The organism is Rhodopirellula sp. MGV (assembly GCF_002251265.1).
Classification (GTDB): Bacteria; Planctomycetota; Planctomycetia; order Pirellulales; family Pirellulaceae; genus Stieleria; species Stieleria baltica_A.
Genome location: NZ_NPDI01000040.1, coordinates 48,957 through 67,326, shown reverse-complemented (window position 1 = coordinate 67,326; position 18,370 = coordinate 48,957). Strand labels below are relative to the sequence as shown.

16 protein-coding genes are annotated in these 18,370 nt (G+C 55.0%); 9 read left to right on the top strand and 7 right to left on the bottom strand.

Annotated features, from left to right (window positions below; all coding sequences use genetic code 11):
• Window positions 1-4: 4 nt before the first annotated feature.
• The 3 genes from xerC to CGZ80_RS14335 all read right to left on the bottom strand — a co-directional run bounded on the left by xerC (window position 5) and on the right by CGZ80_RS14335 (window position 2,252).
• A complete protein-coding gene (gene xerC, locus CGZ80_RS14345) occupies window positions 5-907 on the bottom strand; it encodes a tyrosine recombinase XerC (protein WP_094415548.1) in 903 nt (300 codons plus the stop codon).
• 58 nt (window positions 908-965) lie between these two features.
• Window positions 966-1,211: a hypothetical protein gene (locus CGZ80_RS14340; RefSeq protein WP_094415546.1), complete on the bottom strand. Its 246-nt coding sequence runs from the start codon at window positions 1,209-1,211 to the stop codon at window positions 966-968.
• A gap of 408 nt (window positions 1,212-1,619) precedes the next feature.
• Window positions 1,620-2,252, bottom strand: coding sequence for a hypothetical protein (locus CGZ80_RS14335; protein WP_103296415.1), 633 nt, complete (start codon window positions 2,250-2,252; stop codon window positions 1,620-1,622).
• A 288-nt stretch (window positions 2,253-2,540) separates the two neighbouring features.
• Between CGZ80_RS14335 and CGZ80_RS14330 the strand changes: the two genes are divergently transcribed.
• The 6 genes from CGZ80_RS14330 to CGZ80_RS14305 all read left to right on the top strand — a co-directional run bounded on the left by CGZ80_RS14330 (window position 2,541) and on the right by CGZ80_RS14305 (window position 10,186).
• Entirely contained in the window at window positions 2,541-2,747 is a 207-nt protein-coding gene (locus tag CGZ80_RS14330; RefSeq protein WP_094415542.1) for a hypothetical protein, read from the top strand.
• Window positions 2,748-3,068: 321 nt separating this feature from the next.
• The gene (locus tag CGZ80_RS14325) at window positions 3,069-4,241 is read left to right on the top strand and encodes an NPCBM/NEW2 domain-containing protein (RefSeq protein ID WP_158222693.1); all 1,173 of its coding nucleotides are present in this window, start codon (window positions 3,069-3,071) and stop codon (window positions 4,239-4,241) included.
• Between the two features lie 5 nt (window positions 4,242-4,246).
• A complete protein-coding gene (locus tag CGZ80_RS14320) occupies window positions 4,247-6,058 on the top strand; it encodes a S1C family serine protease (protein WP_094415537.1) in 1,812 nt (603 codons plus the stop codon).
• A complete protein-coding gene (locus CGZ80_RS14315) occupies window positions 6,055-7,056 on the top strand; it encodes a S1C family serine protease (RefSeq protein WP_094415642.1) in 1,002 nt (333 codons plus the stop codon). The genes CGZ80_RS14320 and CGZ80_RS14315 overlap by 4 nt, the downstream gene beginning before the upstream one ends.
• A 13-nt stretch (window positions 7,057-7,069) precedes the next feature.
• Window positions 7,070-9,043, top strand: a complete 1,974-nt coding sequence (locus CGZ80_RS14310; protein ID WP_143543926.1) for a PDZ domain-containing protein — start codon at window positions 7,070-7,072, stop codon at window positions 9,041-9,043.
• A gap of 60 nt (window positions 9,044-9,103) precedes the next feature.
• The gene (locus CGZ80_RS14305) at window positions 9,104-10,186 is read left to right on the top strand and encodes a ThuA domain-containing protein (protein ID WP_094415640.1); all 1,083 of its coding nucleotides are present in this window, start codon (window positions 9,104-9,106) and stop codon (window positions 10,184-10,186) included.
• A 9-nt stretch (window positions 10,187-10,195) separates the two neighbouring features.
• Here CGZ80_RS14305 and CGZ80_RS29235 read toward each other — a convergent pair whose 3' ends face one another.
• Both CGZ80_RS29235 and CGZ80_RS14300 read right to left on the bottom strand, forming a co-directional pair.
• Window positions 10,196-10,459 carry a PF20097 family protein gene (locus CGZ80_RS29235; RefSeq protein WP_409994549.1) on the bottom strand — a complete coding sequence of 88 codons (264 nt, stop codon included), beginning with the start codon at window positions 10,457-10,459 and terminating at the stop codon, window positions 10,196-10,198.
• 33 nt (window positions 10,460-10,492) lie between these two features.
• The gene (locus CGZ80_RS14300; RefSeq protein ID WP_094415533.1) at window positions 10,493-11,440 is read right to left on the bottom strand and encodes an SGNH/GDSL hydrolase family protein; all 948 of its coding nucleotides are present in this window, start codon (window positions 11,438-11,440) and stop codon (window positions 10,493-10,495) included.
• A 191-nt stretch (window positions 11,441-11,631) separates the two neighbouring features.
• Between CGZ80_RS14300 and CGZ80_RS14295 the strand changes: the two genes are divergently transcribed.
• Together CGZ80_RS14295 and arfB are read left to right on the top strand one after the other, a co-directional pair.
• A complete protein-coding gene (locus CGZ80_RS14295; protein WP_143543925.1) occupies window positions 11,632-12,246 on the top strand; it encodes a hypothetical protein in 615 nt (204 codons plus the stop codon).
• 113 nt (window positions 12,247-12,359) lie between these two features.
• Window positions 12,360-12,782, top strand: a complete 423-nt coding sequence (arfB, locus tag CGZ80_RS14290) for an alternative ribosome rescue aminoacyl-tRNA hydrolase ArfB (RefSeq protein ID WP_094415529.1) — start codon at window positions 12,360-12,362, stop codon at window positions 12,780-12,782.
• A 91-nt stretch (window positions 12,783-12,873) separates the two neighbouring features.
• Here the strand turns inward: arfB and CGZ80_RS14285 are convergent, their stop codons facing one another.
• Entirely contained in the window at window positions 12,874-14,280 is a 1,407-nt protein-coding gene (locus tag CGZ80_RS14285; RefSeq protein WP_094415527.1) for a DUF1501 domain-containing protein, read from the bottom strand.
• A 16-nt stretch (window positions 14,281-14,296) separates the two neighbouring features.
• Window positions 14,297-17,215 carry a PSD1 and planctomycete cytochrome C domain-containing protein gene (locus CGZ80_RS14280; protein ID WP_094415525.1) on the bottom strand — a complete coding sequence of 973 codons (2,919 nt, stop codon included), beginning with the start codon at window positions 17,213-17,215 and terminating at the stop codon, window positions 14,297-14,299.
• Between the two features lie 268 nt (window positions 17,216-17,483).
• Here CGZ80_RS14280 and CGZ80_RS14275 point away from each other — a divergent pair, with 268 nt between their 5' ends.
• Window positions 17,484-18,107, top strand: coding sequence for a superoxide dismutase (locus CGZ80_RS14275; protein WP_094415638.1), 624 nt, complete (start codon window positions 17,484-17,486; stop codon window positions 18,105-18,107).
• Window positions 18,108-18,370 lie beyond the last annotated feature (263 nt).

Sequence of the window (18,370 nt, the reverse complement as noted above, 5' to 3'; positions counted from 1 at the left end):
TGTGTTAGGCAGCCCGTGGGTGTGCCTTTTCATAAACCTGACGCAGGCTCGCAGCGCTGACGTGCGTGTAGATCTGTGTGGTGGCCAGCGACTTGTGGCCGAGCAACTCTTGGACGCTGCGGATATCCGCGCCACGATCGAGCAGGTGTGTTGCGAAGGAGTGGCGGAGCGTGTGGGGGCTCGTGCGTGCGTCCAGTCCGGCAACGGCGAGATGTTTTTCCAGCATCCGGCCGATACTGCGGGTGGTCAGTTGATTGCCAAAGCGATTGACAAACACCGGCGCGGCGGTGCCCAGCGAGTTTGCTTCGGCACTACGTTCGCGTTTCGACGAGTAGACCTGAATCGCTTTGATCGCGAATGATCCGAGTGGGCAGATGCGTTCCTTGCGGCCTTTACCGCGAACACGCACGATGCCTTCGTCCATGTCCAGGTCGCCGTCTTGCAGTCCGACCAATTCGCTGACACGTAATCCGGCGGAGTACATCGTTTCCAGGATCGCACGATCACGCAAGCCATCGGTTTTGTCGGCCGGAGGTGCAAGCAGTAATCGGCCGACTTCGTCGTCGGTCAGAACGTGTGGTAGTTTGCGTTGGCGACGCGGGTTGCGAAGCGGTTTTGCGGGATTGCTGTTGGCGATCCCTTCGCGCATCGCGAATTTATAAAAGCTGCGAAGTGCGGCAAGCTTGCGTGCGATGCTGGTGCGAGCGTAGTCGGCCTGTTGCAGCGCCGCTTGGAACGCTCGCAAATCTTGTGGCTGGAGCTCGGCCGGGTGTGGGATGCTACCGCGCGTGGATTCGAGCCACTCGACGAATGAGAACAGGTCTTCTCGATACGACTTGATTGTCAACTCGCTCGCGTTGCGCTCGTTGACCAAGTAACGCAAGAACTGTGCGATGGCCGAGTTCATGGAATCCTTTCAAGAATGGAGTTGCCGACTGGTTGTGCGGCGATGCCCTGCGTGTGAACTACTTAAAGTCCTCCAGTGACAGGTTATCCAGTTCATTGTCGATCATCATGTCTTCATCCGTCGGAACCGCATCGCGGATCTTTCGGCTGAGCATTGCGGCGTCGTACCATGAAAAATCCAGTTCCGGATTGGCCGCATAGCGAGCCAATTGGCGAAGGGTTTGGTCACGATTCGCGTCATCAAACAAGAAGATGAATTTCTCTTCTCCTTTGACGAGAGCCAGAACGTTTATTTCTTTGTCCATGAAAGGTATCGCCAGAGGCAAGACGACAATCGGTAACTTGGTTTTCGATCGAACGCATCGGAAGATTTCGTCCGTGTCGGAAGTAAGGCATCTGGTCCTTATCCAACGCTTCAGAAACAGATCGCCCGTTCCTTACGTGGATATCGGCAGGCCGATGTGTGCCCAAACAGGCCGCTTGCACGCATCGGGCTAGGTCGAATGGTGCCCCTGCGTCTGTTCGTTACGAGTGCCACGGTCGACCGAAGTGTGTCATCCGTCACAACCGTTCAACTTCAACACCTGATCAGGTCTTGGCAAGCTTCGAAGCTTACCCCGCAAACGCAAAAAGCAGCGTCTGAATCACAGACGCTGCTTTGCGTGTTTTCCCTTTCCTGATGCCGGGCGATGCGATCGCGGAATCGACATCGCCTAGCGGTTGTAATAGATCGGCACAACGTATACCGAAGGTTGAACATATCGGCTGTGCATCATCGGGATTGCATTCCAATTGGGACGCAGCGGTTCATAGCCGTACCACAGGTTGCGTTCCATGCGTTCGAGCCGTTGCTTTTCGATCAGTTGGGCGCGAGCTTGGCGGAGTTCTGCGACGGTCGGTTTGTCGTAGGAGCGATCCGACGCACTGGGGACATCATCGACCAGCGTTCGCACTGGTTCCAGTTGCGGTTTCTGGACAACCGCATCGGGGGCTTGGCGAATTGCGGCGGCCGGTTGGGACTGGTGCATTACCTCACGCGCATCCGCAATCGTGGCGGATGATTGAGGCTGGGCACCGAGGTCGAGTGTAGCGGGAGCGTCATTCCGCTCGGTTTCCGATCGTTCGTCGGCAAACATCGGAAATTCTTGAGCAAAAACATCGCCGTCATAAAGCGACGTTTCGAACAGTCTCGGGGCTGCCTCGTTTGCTTCGTAAGTGCCCGGTTTGGGATACTGAGTTTGTGTCCCTTGCGTCGGCGCTTGCGCACTAGCGGCACTGGTCATGCACAGGGTCGCAGCAGCAGCGACAGCAAATCGGCGAATGCGATCAATTGAGGTCATGTTCATTGCGGGTGCGGATTGCAGATGCGGATAGGTTTGATGGAGGGATGGCCAACGTGCCTATCGGCACTGGGCGGCGCTTGCGCTAATTGATTTCGCGTTTCGGAAAACAATTCAGTCAAGTGCAGGACCGGTCATGCCGGTTTTTTCGCAATGAGGGTGTTCAGATCCCCGTTAAGTCGTTTGAACAAAGAATTCTGACTGCCGGGTATGGTGCAATCGCCCGATCGTGCCAACAATCGATGGTGCAAATCAGGTTTCCAGTTTTTCCCACCTACTAAAGTTCCTAGGCAAATGAAGAAAGTTCTTTGCAATCTGCTCGGAATCTCGACCGTCGCTTTGGCTCTCGTTTCAATCGGTTGCCAGCCTCCAAAACCACCAGCTCCAGAAGCTACGGAAGAAGCGAGCGACAACACGACCGCAAACACCACCGCAGCGGCTGAAACTCCTGCTGCTGAAATGCCCGAAGCCGAAGAAGCCGCTGAAGAAGCTGCTGAGTAAGGCATTCGAAATTCATTTCGAACTTGATTTCGCCTGTCGGATGACGTGACCCGATCGCCCGTTCGACAGGGAAATCAGTTTTTCTAGATTCGGCGTGTCGCCCGACCGCCCTCCCCCGCACTTCTTTCGGCGGGGTTTCTCTGACGTCGCTCTCTAAACGTCGTTTTTTTGGCACTTCGATTCGTGTCATGTCTTGCAATGAGGCACTGTTTGAGAAGCGGTTCTCATGTCGTGGGTGCACAAATCACTAGGGATTCCATTGCCGGCTGTGGTAAACTGCGGGAAACCGTTTGCAATCACTTCCTCAGACCCCGTTTCGAAATGCGCCGATTCCGCTTCCGGCCGTGGCTTTTGCTTGCGTCTCTCGCGTTGTGCTCGATCGGATCCTCGAACACCTTCGCCGTCGATGTCGAAATCGAATTGAGCAGTGGTGATAAAGTTCGAGGACCGTGGGATGCAGCCAGTGGCGAGACGATTACGATCGGTCAACCGCCAAAAGTGATCGAACTTTCACAGGTCACACAGCTTCGCCCGCTCGATCCTGAATCGACGGGGGTTCCTCCAGCAATGGAGGTGACATTGGTTGACGGATCAAGCATTCGGGCCAATGAAGTGACGGCGGATGGCTCGACTGTGAAGGTCAGTCCGAACCGTCAGGCAACGATGAGTTTCGTTCTGAATGCAGTGCGTGGCATCCGTTTTCGTCCTAGTGCCGCGAACACCGATCCCCAGTGGTTGGGATTGTTTGAACGAGAGCTGCGATCGGACTTGTTGGTGATTCATCGTGGCAATGCACAATTGGATCCAGTCGAAGGCGTCGTTTTATCGATCGATGACAAGATGGTTCTCTTTGAGTTGGATGGCGAAAAGATCGAAGCGCCGCTCGATCGTTTAGAAGGCGTCATCCTTCGGAACCGAACAGAAACGAGAACTTCGAAAGTTCGCCTGGAAGACATCAACGGGACTCAGTTGGTGGTAAGCCGCATGGAGGTGGAACCCGCAGGCGAATCCGTGCGTTTAACGTTGGGCAGCGGCGTCCAGCATGAATTGAAGATCTCGCAAATCAAACGCATTCAATTCGCCAGCGGCACTCAGTTGTTGACCCGTCAAAAACCTGCGTCGCAGACGATGAGTCCTTACTTAAAGACCAACGTTTCCGAGTCGCTCTTTGATGCGTGGTTTGCACCTGCTTCAGAAGGCGATGACTTGTCAGCAGTCGCTGGCGGAAGTGTCGAATACCGCGTCGACGAAGGATTCGAAAACTTGGTCGGCAGTGTCGGTCGGGACCCGTCTTCCGAAGGTCAAAGCAAAATCAAAATTCAGATCGCTGTCGACGAGGAAGTTGTTTGGGAGCAGGACCTGGCCGATGATTCGATCGTCGGGTTTCGGCTTCCCGTGACTGGTGCGCGACGTGTCAAATTTACGGTTCTGCCAACCCCTGATGGGGACGTCGGTGATCTCGTTCGATTCTACAAACCACGATTGCTGAAGTGAGAACGATGCTCCGTTTTGAATGCTTTTTGGCATCGCTATTCATGTTGTGCGGGATGACGCTGGCAGACGCTGCGGAACCGCTGACATTGCCGAGTGATCTCGTCGAACTGGAACAAGCACGCGTTGCTGCTGTGCAGCGTGCGATGCCAAGCACGGTGTGTGTGTTTGTTCCCGGTGGCGGCGGAGGAGGCAGTGGCGTATTGATTTCGCCAGACGGTTACGCGCTGACCAATTTTCACGTGACCAGTCCTGCGGGAACCTTTATGCGGTGCGGGTTGAGTGATGGGCGTGTCTATGATGCTGTCTTGGTTGGTCTCGATCCGGTCGGTGACTTGGCGATGATCAAGCTGCTCGGACGGGATGATTTTCCCGTTGCGACGATGGCAGACAGCTTGGAAGCTCGCGCTGGCGATTGGTGCATGGTGATTGGTAATCCGTTCTTGTTGGCAACCAATTTGCAACCGACGGTCACATGGGGAATGCTCAGTGGCGTGGGGCGTTATCAGTATCCATCAGGCACCTTGCTGGAATATGCCGACTGTTTACAAACCGATGCGTCGATCAATCCGGGGAATTCCGGAGGGCCGATCTACAACAGCAAAGGAGAACTGCTTGGCATCGTTGGTCGTTGTTCGTTTGAAAAACGCGGTCGAGTCAATGTCGGTGTCGGCTATGCGATCTCGATCAATCAAGCCAAGAATTTTCTCGGGTATCTACGCAGCGGCCGTATCATTGACCATGCGACGTTGGGAGCGACCGTGTCGACCGATAGTGATGGCAGCGTCGTGGTCAGCAACGTGTTGGAATCGAGTGACGCCTATCGCCGCGGTCTGCGGTTCGATTCCGAGATCCTTGAAATCGATGGTCGCGTCGTAACCTCGGCAAACGACGTTCAAAATATTCTGGGTACCTTGCCAAGCGGTTGGCGAGTGGAAGTGGCGTTTCGTGAATCCGGCAAAACCGTTCGGGTACCAATTCGATTGATGGGGGTGCACCGCCGCGACGAGTTGTTGTCAAAAATGGAGTCCGCACTGCCGCCTCCACCTCCGGTTCCTGATGAACCGGAAGACTCAAAAGATGGCGACGAGAACGCGGAAGGTGAGACAAAGCCGGGCGAAAAGGATAAACCAGACGACGCTCCTAAATCACCGAAGCCCACGGCGCACGGTCACGGGGATATTCCCGATGCGGCCGCAGAATTGATCGTCGACCGGAAAGGCTATGCGAACTATCACTTCAATCAGGTCCAACAAGATCGTGTGATGAAGCTGCTTCGCGACCAAGCACCGTTTAGCGATTCCGATTTGTCCCAAAAGAAACAACGTTGGCAAATCAAGGGTTCGAGCGGTACCGGCGACCCGGTGGTCGTTGATGTCGCCGACGAAGATTTGGCACTCACCATCGCCGGGACTCGGATGACCGCGGCGAACCCGTCGGAGCTGTTTGAAGCGGTTGATCAAGACGCGGTTGGCGGGATCTTGGCCGCGTTTGATGCGTGGCGAAAAATCGTGGAACTCGGACCCGAACAGTTTGGCGAAACCTACTATCACGGAACCATGCCGCTGGCTGGACAACGTCCACTGCGAGATTGCTTGATCGGGCTTTACGGAGGAATGGAAATCCGTTGGCTATTGCATCCGGAAACCGGAGTGCTCGAATGCATCGAAGTATTTGCCGATCGGGACTCCGATCCGGCAGAGCTATGGATCCATCAGCAAGACGAAAACGTTTATCACGTCGAACTGAAATACGGATTGGAACTGAAGCTGTCGCTCCTCATCGAGCAGTGGGATCAAAAGGAGGCAGCAACGCCATGATTCGATTCGCAGTAATACTTGCCATGGCGACTTTAATCGCCACCGGGTCAGCAGTCGCACAAGACAATGACGTTGCGATCTCACGTAGCGTTCAGCAGCGGATTGCCAAGGTTTACGGTGCCGGAGGCGTTCGCGGACTCGAAGCGTACCAAAGCGGATTTGTGGTTTCGCCGGAAGGTCACATCGCAACCGTTTGGAGCTATGTGCTGGACGTCGAGCCGATCGTGGTCTTGGACGATGGACGTCGGTTCGAATCTAAAATCATTGGGATCGAGCCTTCGCTTGAGTTGGCGATTTTGAAGATCGAAGCCTCTGAATTGCCTTACTTTGAAGTCGGCAAAGAGCTGAAAGCAACATGGGGCGATCCTGTTTTAGCAGCCAGCAACCTGTTTAACATTGCCGCCGGAAATGAATCGGCCAGTCTGATGCAAGGCGTGATCAGTGGCATCACGAACCTGGATGCGCGACGCGGCGTGTTTAAAACTCCTTATCGTGGCAAAGTGATGGTGTTGGATTTGATCGCCAACAATCCTGGTGCTGCCGGCGGTGCGGTGGTGGATTCCGGCGGCCAATTGGTCGGGATGCTGGGCAAAGAGCTTCGCGATGCCAACACCGGGGTTTGGCTGAACTATGCGATCCCGATTGATGCACTGCGAAAAGCGATTGGCGACATCATCGCTGGACGTGCGACGACGGCCCCGCCGGATGACACGCCGGTGTTGCCGCGTGATCGTTCTCATAACCTGACGACGTTGGGATTGGTTTTAGTCCCCGACATCTTGGAAAGCACGCCCGTCTTTGTTGATACCGTCAAGAAAGAGAGTGCTGCGGCAAAAGCAGATCTGCGACCGGACGATTTGATCCTGTTGCTCAATGGCGCCCGAGTGGGTGACCAAAAAACGTTTACCGAATTGCTACGGCGGATCGACCGACGCGACGCAGTCTCGTTGACCATTCAGCGTGACAGTGAAGTGCTGCCCGTCCGACTTGTTCCCTAAGAGAACACTTGCTGTGAAATCTATTTGTCTTTCTCGTTTGCAGTGTTGGTGCGCGTTCGGCTTGATGATCCTGTTCGCGTCGTCGCTGCCGGCACAAACGACGACGCAGCGTCAACAGATGGCGACTGCGATTCGCAATGCCGCCAATCGTGTTTTACCCGCGGTCGTGTCGATCGAAGTGGTCGGCGTGGCAGCCGCGGCGGCGGGTTCCGATTCCAGCGAAGTGGCCAGCGATGCGCCCTCGTGTGGCGTCATCGTCGATGCATCGGGATTGATCATCGCATCGGATATTATCTTGCGTCGTCCCTCGGCGAGCGTCCTGGTCGTCTTGCCCGACGAAACGCGACTCGCGGCGAAGGTCGTCGCTCGAGATCAACACCGAGGGTTGGTGTTGTTGCAGGTGAAAACCAACGCTCCGTTGACCGCGGTCGAATTGCCCGGCGAAGTCACCACACCGGTCGGAGCTAGCGTCATCGCCGTCGGACGCTATGGGACCGATCAGTCGCCAATGGTCAGTAGTGGGATCTTGAGCGCAAGTGGGCGACTCGAAGGCACGATGTTGCAAACCGATGCACGTGTTTCGCCGACATACTATGGCGGTCCATTGATCGATCTGTATGGAAATACGATCGGTATTCTCGTGCCTGCGGTCGCTCCCGGGGGCGCCCCCGATGACACCAGTTGGTACGACAGCGGAATTGCGTTCGCCGTGCCAACACCGGTGCTGGCTCAAAAATTGATTCGACTGCGTGAAGGCACTGATATCCAGCAGGGCTTGATCGGTATCGTCCCACGCTCGAAAGACCCGTTGGAGCAAGACACCGAATTGGCTGCCGTACGCGTCCGCTCGCCCGCCGAAAAAGCCGGTATCAAAGCGGGGGATACGATCATGGCGGTGGCCGGCCAACCGGTCACCATGTTTCAAGAGGTCAAGCAAGCCTTGGGACCATATGATGCCGGTGACGAAATTGAAATCCGTTACAAACGTGATGGACGTGAATCTTCGGTCCGAGTCACATTAACCGATTCGATCCCGCCGCTGCGTCCGCAATCCATTGGCGTTTGGGCCGTCGAACGAAGCGGCGAAACCGGTGATGATGATGACTCGGCGGTCGAGGTGGTCGTAGCCGATGTACTGCCCGAATCGCCCAGCGATGGCAAACTACGTGAAGGCGACGTGATTCAAGGAATGAATGGGGCGTCGATTGATACGCTGGCAACACTGCGGCGAAAGCTGGTCACCGCCGAACCCGATGCCGAGATCACGTTGGACGTCGTCCGCGAAGGCGACGCAACCCAGATCAGCTTGACACCGCGATCGATCGCAGGTGAGCTGACCCAGCAGGCTCTTCCCAAATGGACCGAGGAATTACCAGCCGATAAGAATTGGGGAACCAAGGAGCTACGTTTACCAGACGTTTCCAACCTTGGTGCTTACACCGCGCCAGATCCAGACGCGATGCGTGACGGACTGGCGTTGCTTGTTGTTCTGCTTCCTCCGGAGCAACGAGACCCCAAGGAAGCTCTTGCCGATCTGTTGGACGTTGCCTACCAGCAAGGCGTCGTGGTGTGCGCAATTTGCAGCGAAGACGATCAACGCTGGCAGCCAAAAGAAATCGACGTGGTGTCACGCATGACCACGATGATGGCGCAGCGTGTCCAGGTGGGGGCGACCGCGATCGCATCCCTGGCGGCTGTCAAAGGTGTGAAGCCCACAGCAGCCGATTCGATGGTCATCGCGATGGCACTTTCGGACCGAAAAAACTTCGACGGTATCGCGGTGTCCGATCAAGCACGTCCGCCGGCCGTCCGGCTACGTGAAAACGAACCTGACCGTTCTTTGCAAATCTTGCTGCCAATCAAAAGCGTCGACGAGGGCCCAACGTGGCTGACTCCGTTGGCGGACTCGGGCTACCCTGTCACGATCGGTGGTGAACTGCGATTCAAGGATTTATTTCGCTGGGCCCGATTGTTGCAGACGATTTAAGATAAACTGGCAGCCCCATCGTTGATGATCCCGCCTCCTATCCAACCTTGTGCTGCCGGTATGAAACGTTCGCTTTTCAACTTGCCCTCTCTCCTCAAGCAGTCGTTGCTCACACTGCTTTGCTTGGGACTGACCACGACCTCTGTTGCAATCTGTCATGCCGAAAGCGGTGTGCTGGAATTCCCGGCCAAAGGTGACAGCCACGGCAAAGTTGTCCTGGTCGCCGGTGATGAAGAGTACCGTACGGAAGAGTCGATGCCGATGTTGGCAAAGATCTTGTCCGTCCATCATGGCTATGATTGTGTCGTGCTGTTTTCGATGAGTGCCGATCAGTCGTACGTCGACCCAAACAATTCACAGGGTGTCGTCGGTTGGGAGCAACTCGATGATGCCGATCTGATGATCATCGGTACTCGATTCCGACAGCCATCTGCTGACGATGCCGCTCACGTCACCAAGTTCATTGATGCCGGTAAACCAGTGGTCGGGTTTCGTACCGCAACGCACGCTTTCAACGGAAGCGGTAACTTCGGTGGAAAGCTTTCCTACGGACAGTTCGGGCTGAATATTTTGGGCGAGCAATGGGTGAACCACCACGGACAGCACAAAGTCGAAGGTGCACGTAGCGTCGTTGCTGACGACCAAGCCGAACATCCGATTTTGCGTTCAGTAGACTCCATCTTTACGCCATCAGATGTCTACGGGGTTGTTCACTTGAGCGACGACGATCAAGTCTTGCTGCGTGCTGCCGTAACGAAGTCACTCGATCCTGAGTCGCCCAATATCGAAGGCAGCAAAAATTCGCCGATGCAGGCGTTTGCTTGGTTGCACCAGTACACATCTCCCGGTGGAGCGACCGGTCGGGCCTTTTGTACGACCGGTGGGGCAAGCGTCGACTTCGTTGATGAAGACTTGCGACGTTTGATCGTCAACGCGGTCTACTTTTTGACCGATCGAAAAATCCCGGCAAAGACGGATGTTTCCTTTGTCGATCCGTATTACCCAACGTTCTATGGATTCATCCGCGACCAAGATCACTGGAAGAACCTTGCGATTCAGCCAAGCGATTTCGAAACAGGCAAGGCACCCCATTTTCCTGATCCACAGGGCACTCCTGAATGGAATTTTCGCGAGCGTCCATAATCGCTGTTGTCATTTCAAAATCACCAATTCGCAGTGGTGACAACGGAACGCGGGAATGCGGTACGGGAAGCCGGATTTGCTACGTCCAAGTTTTCTGCCGCCCAATAAAAACTTCCGGAGCAGACCAGCCGACTTTGAACGCCAGCGAATTGTTGCTGTCGAGGTGATTGATCCTTCATCCATTTCGCCGTGACACCGTGGGCAGAACGCACCCGATGTCTCAGCGAGTTCAATTGGCGGTCTGTAGGGAGACGAATCCTGATCGTTTGGCAATGATGTTTACCTCGGACGGTTTGTTGAACGCGATTAAAGTGGGATTGGACGCAGGTCTGACTGGCTGACAATCGTGTTGAGGAACACCCGTCGGATCGCGTCATAGCCGCGATCGTTTGGGTCTTCGATATTGTCATAGAACCAATAGTGCGGATCATCTCGATCGTAATTCGCACGCCAAAATTGGCGACAATGTGATCCGTGACCGAGAAACGTATCGTAGAGCGGGACCACGAACACGTTTTCGAATTCATCCGCAACCGATCGAATCGTTCGGTTGTAACGGGCGTGAATTGTCAGTCCGTCGGGCCAATCAGGCAGAAAGATGCTCGGGGCATCGCCCACACCATCCGTTGGGTCGTAGATGTCGCCCAGATAGATTTCACAGCCCAGCGGAAACTTGCGCTGCAGTTCAATCAGCATGATCCGCAGACGCACTTCGAAGTTCGCGATCCATGGTTCGGCCTGTTCTAGTGTCGCGCCATACATTCCGCATTCGCGAGGGGCACTGCGGCCATAACTGTGGATCAGGTCGTTCCCGCCGGAAGTCATGAGCACGATGCCAAAAGCGTTGTCGTTGACCGGGATCGTGTCTCGAATGACTTCCAGGTGGGTCTCGGATTCTGATCCCGAGATCGCGTAGTTGTGATGAGTTAGGTTCGGCAACACTGATTTCAAACAGATGCCTTCCATCGCAACCTGCTCGTCAGAAGGGTTTTCTAGAACGCGATTGAAGTAAGAGTGGCTTTTGTTTTTTGCGCCCAGCCCGGCAGTCACGCTATCGCCTAATCCGATGACATGGATTGGTTGGTCGCTCCATGTCGATTGAAATGCCGCTCGGTCAACTTCGGGGCCAGCCGGGCCCTCTCCGATGGGTCTGGAGAATACAAATTCGATATATCCGAGTGCTCCGGCAATCGCGAATACCGCGATTCCGAGCAGGACAAAGATTCGTGTGCGACGTCGATTGGTTCGAGACATCAAAAAACTTGTTGGAGTCGTCGAGGTGATGGCGCTCAGGGTGTCGAAAGGACTGCGCTTTGAGTCCCTAGTTTATCCAATATCACGTGAAACACCCAGGAAACACGCTATTTTGTGATTTGGCACGTGGTCTGCAAATGTTGGCAGATAGCAAGAAAGCTACTCAACCGTTTCAGCACGAGGACTTACCAATGACCCGTTTCCTGCCTGCGATCGCCTTGTTGTTTGGATTCACTGCCCTGCCTCTTCCGGAAGCGGATGCGCAGTTTTACTTCGGCTCGCAGCGATTCGGTTCGCATGCGTCGCATCGTAATCGCCAACACGATTCGAATTTTCACCGAGTGGAAAGCCGTTTCGTTCATCGGCCGAATGTGGTGAAGCTGGACGAGTATGCTGACCGGTTGGCAAAAATCGCCGAACACTTACATGACGACGCACACGACCTCTCGCAGGACTATCACCACTCCGATTCGATCGAACGGTACGTCGACCAGTTGGAACAGTTGCAAAAGCACATGCATTCGATTTTACATCACGCGGCAGGTGACCATCATGTCGATTCGGGGATGTTACGCCACATCCAAACTGACGTGACCTCGGCGAAATCGTTGCTTGGACGACTCGATCGTGAACTGCGTCACCAAAGTCACGATGGGACGCGCCGACACGATTCGCAATTGATCCTGCACATGCGGCGGATCATTGTTCGCGAAGCATACCCGTTATTGGGATTGATGCAGAACGAACTGACGGGGGATCGATATGGATCGTCCACCGGACATCACCACCACCATCCGGGCTGGTGATTTCGTCTCGGGTTGATCGTCGACTATCATGAGCGAACACTAGGATTGGTGAACCATGGGCGCGAGCGTTGTGTCCTTTGTCGTCCGCCCGTTTCACGTTTGCTTCGATTGGTATGAACGATTTAGTCGTCAGCACGCATCTGACGTTGCCCGCTTCCGAATTCACGATTACGACCGCACGAAGTAGCGGTCCGGGAGGGCAGAACGTCAATAAGGTGAATTCGAAAGTGATTCTGCACTGGTCGTTCGAGCAATCCGAATTGATTGCCGACGATTGGAAAGATCGCTTTCGAAGAAGCTTTGGCAATCGAATCAACCGCGAAGGTCAGTTGGTTTTGCAAAGTGATCAACACCGAGATCAAACGCAAAATTTGGAAGAGGTCCGCACCCGATTGGTGAAGATGCTGACCGATACACGGCGTCCGCCTAAAAAACGCAAGGCGACACGGCCGACGCTAGGAAGCAAACGCCGTCGCAAGGAAGCCAAAATTCAAAAGAGTCAAAAGAAGCAAGGACGCAGCATGAAGTTCGACTGATGGAAGTTCGAAACAGTCTATTCACGATCGCCGGAAAGAGCCTGACGCATCGTAAGGAGCATGAGGTGCGGCAAAGACCAAGCGGCTACTTTCATGCGATGAGTTCTTCGATGACTTTGCCGCCGAACTGACTGAGCTGTTTGAAGCGACCGGCGTGGTAGAACGTCAGCTTGTTATCGTCCAGGCCCAGCAATCTTAAAAGCGTGACGTGCAAGTCTCGCACATGATGCACGTTCTCAACCGCTTCGGCGCCGGTTTCGTCGGTCGCGCCGATCGTGTGACCCGCTTTAACGCCTCCTCCGGCCATCCAGATTGACATCGCATTCGGATTGTGATCGCGTCCATAAGCTGTGCCACCGCGAACTCCATTGTCGGGTGATCGGCCGAATTCGCCACACCAGACAACGAGTGTTGACTCGAGCAGCCCGCGTGCTTTCAAGTCGCTGATCAGGGCTGCGATCGGTTGGTCGACCGCGCTGACCAAACTTCCGTGCGCTCGCTGGATGTAATCATGGCTGTCCCAACTGCCGTGATACAACTGCACAAAGCGAACGCCGTTTTCGATCAGCTTTCTAGCAAGCAGACATTTGCGTCCGAATTGATCGGTTGGCTTTTGATTGACACCGTAGAGCGACAACGTTTTTTGGTCTTCGTCGGCAATGTCGAGGACACTGGGGACTTGCATTTGCATGCGGAACGCAAGTTCGTAATTCGCCATGCGTGCAGACAAGTCGCCGTGTGTTGGGTGTTTTGCCGCATGCCGCTGATTCAATTCCGCGACCAGGTCAAGGTTTAATCGCTGGCGTGATCGACTGACACCTGCTGGCGGATTCAAATCCAAAATCGGCGATCCGGTCGGACGCAGGGCGGTACCTTGGAATTGTGCCGGCAAGTACCCGTTGCTCCAGTTGGCTGAACCGCCTTGCGGATAAGATACCGCTGGCAACACCACAAATCCGGGCAAGTCCTGGTTGACTGACCCGAGGCCGTACGTCACCCAAGCTCCCATCGCGGGGTCGCCACCGAATCGGTTCCCGCAGTTCATTTGATACATGGCGGTGGGATGATTCACACTGTCGACTTGGCAACCGCGATAAAAGCAAAGTTCATCGGCGACACTGGCAAGACGTTCCCAGTTTTCGGCCATGTCGGCGCCGCAGTCGCCTGCCTTGATAAAGCGGAACGGGCTTTGGACGAAGTACCGTTTCCCGCTTTCCATCGCGGACTTTTGTTTTCCACTACGGTTGAATTCTTTCAGGTGAAGCTGTTCGAGTTTTGGCTTCGGATCAAACGTGTCGATATGCGAAGGTCCGCCTTCCATCATCAAAAAGATGCAGCGTTTCGCACGCGCCGGGATCTGTTGCGGGCGAGGCTGTAGATCGTTCGGTGTTTCACTGGCGGCCAATTCGTCAGCCATCATTGCGGTGAACGCGACGCTGCCCAAACTGGCGCCGAGGCCATAGAGGACATCGCGTCTGGAGGATTGCAGATGATTCATGGTGAGTTGCCTACGGCTAGTAAACGTAGATGAATTCGTTTGAATTCAAGATCGCCAAGCAAAGGTCGGCAAATGCCCGTGTGTGTCGGTCGACTTGTGTCGGCTGCAGGTCGGCGACGAAGTCACGGTTGGCATGCAGTGTTTCGACAAAGCTGAATTGCTCACCAGTGTTTTCCTCCACGGCTTCACGCAAAATCTCCGTCGGTTGTTGTTTGAATGCAATCGCGTCTTCCGGGAGTAACTGTTCGACCGTCTGCCAATGCTCCAGCAGTAATCGCGTTTCGGTTTCGCTGGGCAAACGGCCGTAAGCGAGTTCAAAACAACGTGCAATTGCCTGTGCATCGTCTTGGGTTTCTTGGATGCACCGATTGGCAAATGCCAATGCACGGTGGTGGGAACGTTCGCTGTTGAAGAGTGCAAAGACTTGGGGAGTGACGTTGGACGCGTCGCGCTTTTCGCTCGAAAAGTCGGGGCCTGGCAAATTGAAAACTTCGTGCGCAGGATCAGCCAGTCCACGCAAGCGACAGGCATAGATTGAACGTCGGTGTCGGTCTTTGGGAAGCGGATTGGGCTGCCATGCGGCGGCAAAGGTACCCATGATTTGCCGTGGTTGTAGGGCGACTTCGAGATTGATTTCGGGGCGGCAGGGTACGCCGCCCATCGCCGGATTGAGCTCTCCGGTGATGGCCAGCATCGAATCACGAATTTCCTCCGCCGTTAATCGCCGCGGCAAGAATACGGCATAGCGGTCGCCCGCCGGATCAAGCTTTTCGAGCTGCTCGGGATCCGGGTGAATACTCGATCGTCGGTAAGCGTGACTGGTCATGATCAAGCGATGGATCGACTTGATGGACCAATCGTTTTCGACAAGTGTCGCGGCGATGTAGTCGAGTAATTTCGGATGGGTTGGCAATTTTCCGGTAGATCCAAAGTTATTTGGGTTGCCAGCGATGGGATTGCCAAAGTGCCACATCCAGATGCGATTAGCGATGGTTCGCGTTGTTAGCGGGTTGTTCTCGTCGGCAATCCATTGCGCGAACGCTAGTCGACGCCCACTGATCGAGTCGGGAATGGGAGCTTCTAGGGAACTGCCAAGGACGCTGAGTACACCAGGCTGAACCGTTTGTCCGGGCGAAAACGGATCACCACCGGTCAAGATCTGTCCCCGTTCCAGTTCACCGTTCGTTAGGTCGACGGGAATCCGAAACGGAGAACTGATTGATTTCACCGACGGTGTGTGTCCTCCATAAACAGACAATGCGAACGGTTTGAAGCTGTCGTCTTCAAAGGCGAGTGCTTGCAGCCCTTTGCGTGTGACGCGTTCAAGTCCGAATTGCTGTGGGGTGAAGCCGACCAATTTCGGTGGGTATTGATCCTCCGCCAAGCCTTTCTTGATCTGGTTGCGAGCCGCATTGAAGACTGACGTTTTACCTTGTTGTTGAAGCTGCTGAACGATCTGTTTCCAATGCGAATCGTCTAGGCCTTGCTCGCGATACCAAGCCAGCGCGTTGGCAAGCAACGCATCATCGAGCTCTTGGGAGAGGCGTTCGTATTCGGCGCGGCGGAGTTTCAGGTACGCTTGCTGATCAAAGCCATCGGTGTTTTCGCAATCCAACCGTTCGGCGCGTCGCTCGGCGAGTTGGGTGGTTTGAAAAACCGCCTGGATGCTGTAGTAGTCGCGCGTGGGAACGGGATCGAATTTGTGGTCATGACATTTGGCACATTGCAGCGAATGAGCGAGGAAGGTTTCACCGACGCTATTGGTGACATCATCGAGAAAGCGTTGCCTCGCGACCTTGGCGACTTCCATGCCGGTCAACTCCCAAGGACCCATGCGTAGATAGCCCAGTGCGATCAGCATTTCGGGATCATCGGGATCGAGTTCGTCACCGGCGATTTGTTCGACGATGAACTCGTTGTAGGGCTTGTCGTCGTTGAATGAGCGAATGACGTAATCGCGATAGCGCCAGGCACCGCCACGATGGAAATCGTTCGCAAGGCCGGAGGAGTCTGCATAACGCACGACGTCCAGCCAATGCTGAGCCATCCGTTCGCCATAGTGCTTTGATGCTAAAAGTTGTTCGACCAATTCGGCGATCACGACATCATCGTCGCGTTGGTCGGCAACAAAGGCTTCCGTTCGTTCGGGAGTCGGCGGCAGGCCCGTCAGATCAAAACTGGCTCGGCGAATAAACGTTCTGCGATCAGCCGGACCGGCGTGCTGAAGTCCTGGCGGCATCGCCTGTTGGATCAGCCAGTCGATCGGTTGAATGGCGTTCGGACCAATTACAGGTTTTTCGACCGGTTGGTATGCCCAAAGTAACTCGGGCTTGTAGCGACGATTGGTCCAGGCATCGTCTAGTCCGCCCGACGTTGCGATGGTAATGCCGTCTTCGGCGGACCAGCGTTCGGCATTGACGCGTTTGATTTCGTCGGCTCGTGATGTGGTGGGCCAGACGGCACCGGTTGCGATCCAGCGATGGACGTTGCTTAACTTGTCCGCGCTGACCGCTTCCGCTTCTTTGGGTGGCATCGCCGACCAGTCGTCGCTTGTGCGAGTCATCACCAGATACAGCGGACTTCGTTCGGGGTGACCGGGTACGATTGCTGTTTCACCGCTCTCGCCTCCGGCGAAAGCCGATTGTTTGATCCGGAGATCAAGTTCGCCTTCGATCGCATCCTGATCCGCACCGTGGCAGCCAAAGCATTTGGTCCGCAACAACGGTTCGATATGCCGCACGAAAATGGATTCTGATTCACCAATCGGTTGGATGTCGGCACTCGATGACGAAGAATCGTGCAAATCGCTCCGCTCGTCTGCGGTCACAACGGTGCCGGCGAGTAGGGCGACGACGGTGATGGCCAATTGCTGAACGCCACCGAATGCGAGCAGGACGCGGGGTGCGATAAAACTCGGAATCGAAAGCTGTTTCATTGGGAATCGCGGATACTTTGGAGAGACGAACCCGGATTTGGGAACAGATTGTGCACCTCGGAAAACTCGTTTGGTGCACTGCCATACTGGGCGTCGGATCATTGGCACTGATCGAATTCTACCACGTCTGGAGACTGGGTTCGAATCAGCCACCTTGCGCGGACTTGCCGCTGCCGCTATCGTTTCACGAAGCACGGTCCCCGATTCCGGTCGGGCCAAACAGAACAAATCAGCTAACTTCCCCGAATCAACATTGGAGAATGCTTCGATGGCTTACACATTGCCAGAATTGCCTTACGCCAAAGACGCCTTGGAACCACACATTGATGCGAAAACCATGGAAATCCACCATGGCAAGCACCACGCAGGCTACGTCGCCAAGTTGAACGGCGCCGTCGAAGGTACCGACCTGGGATCGAAATCGGTTGAAGATCTGATCTCGGACCTTTCGGCTGTTCCAGCTGATAAACAAGGCGCCGTCCGCAACAACGGTGGCGGTCATGCCAACCACTCGCTCTTTTGGAGCGTGATGGGACCTGGAAAAGGCGGCTCGCCATCGGGTGACTTGGCTGCGGCGATCGACAGTGCATTCGGCAGCTTTGACGCGATGAAAGAAGCGTTCGAAGCAGCCGCCGCGACTCGCTTTGGTAGCGGTTGGGCTTGGTTGTACGTCGAAGGCGGAAGCTTGAAAATCGGCAGCACTGCCAACCAAGATAGCCCTTTGATGGGTGCCGCTGTCGCTGGCATCAGCGGAACCCCTGTTCTCGGGTTGGATGTTTGGGAACACGCCTATTACCTGAACTATCAGAACCGTCGTCCTGATTACATTTCGGCGTTCTGGAACGTCGTCGATTGGGACGCCGTCGCAGCTCGATTCGCGGCTGCCAAGTAAATCCGACGCCTTCTTGCGTCGCACCGCAAAAGCCATGGGTTGCACCAGCGATGTGCAGTCCATGGCTTTTTTTGTTTTGACGGGTTTTGTTTTGGCGGGGCGAGTTGAGCAAGCAGCACGAGTCGGATAATCGGTCCCGTCGGAAAGGCAGTCAGCGGTCCTGGATCGGTTTTTCCGGGGTGAACGCTAACTGGGGTCTAGGGTTGGACATCAGGTACCACCCACACTTCAGCGCATGGCGCGATCCTAGTTCGAAGTAAAGA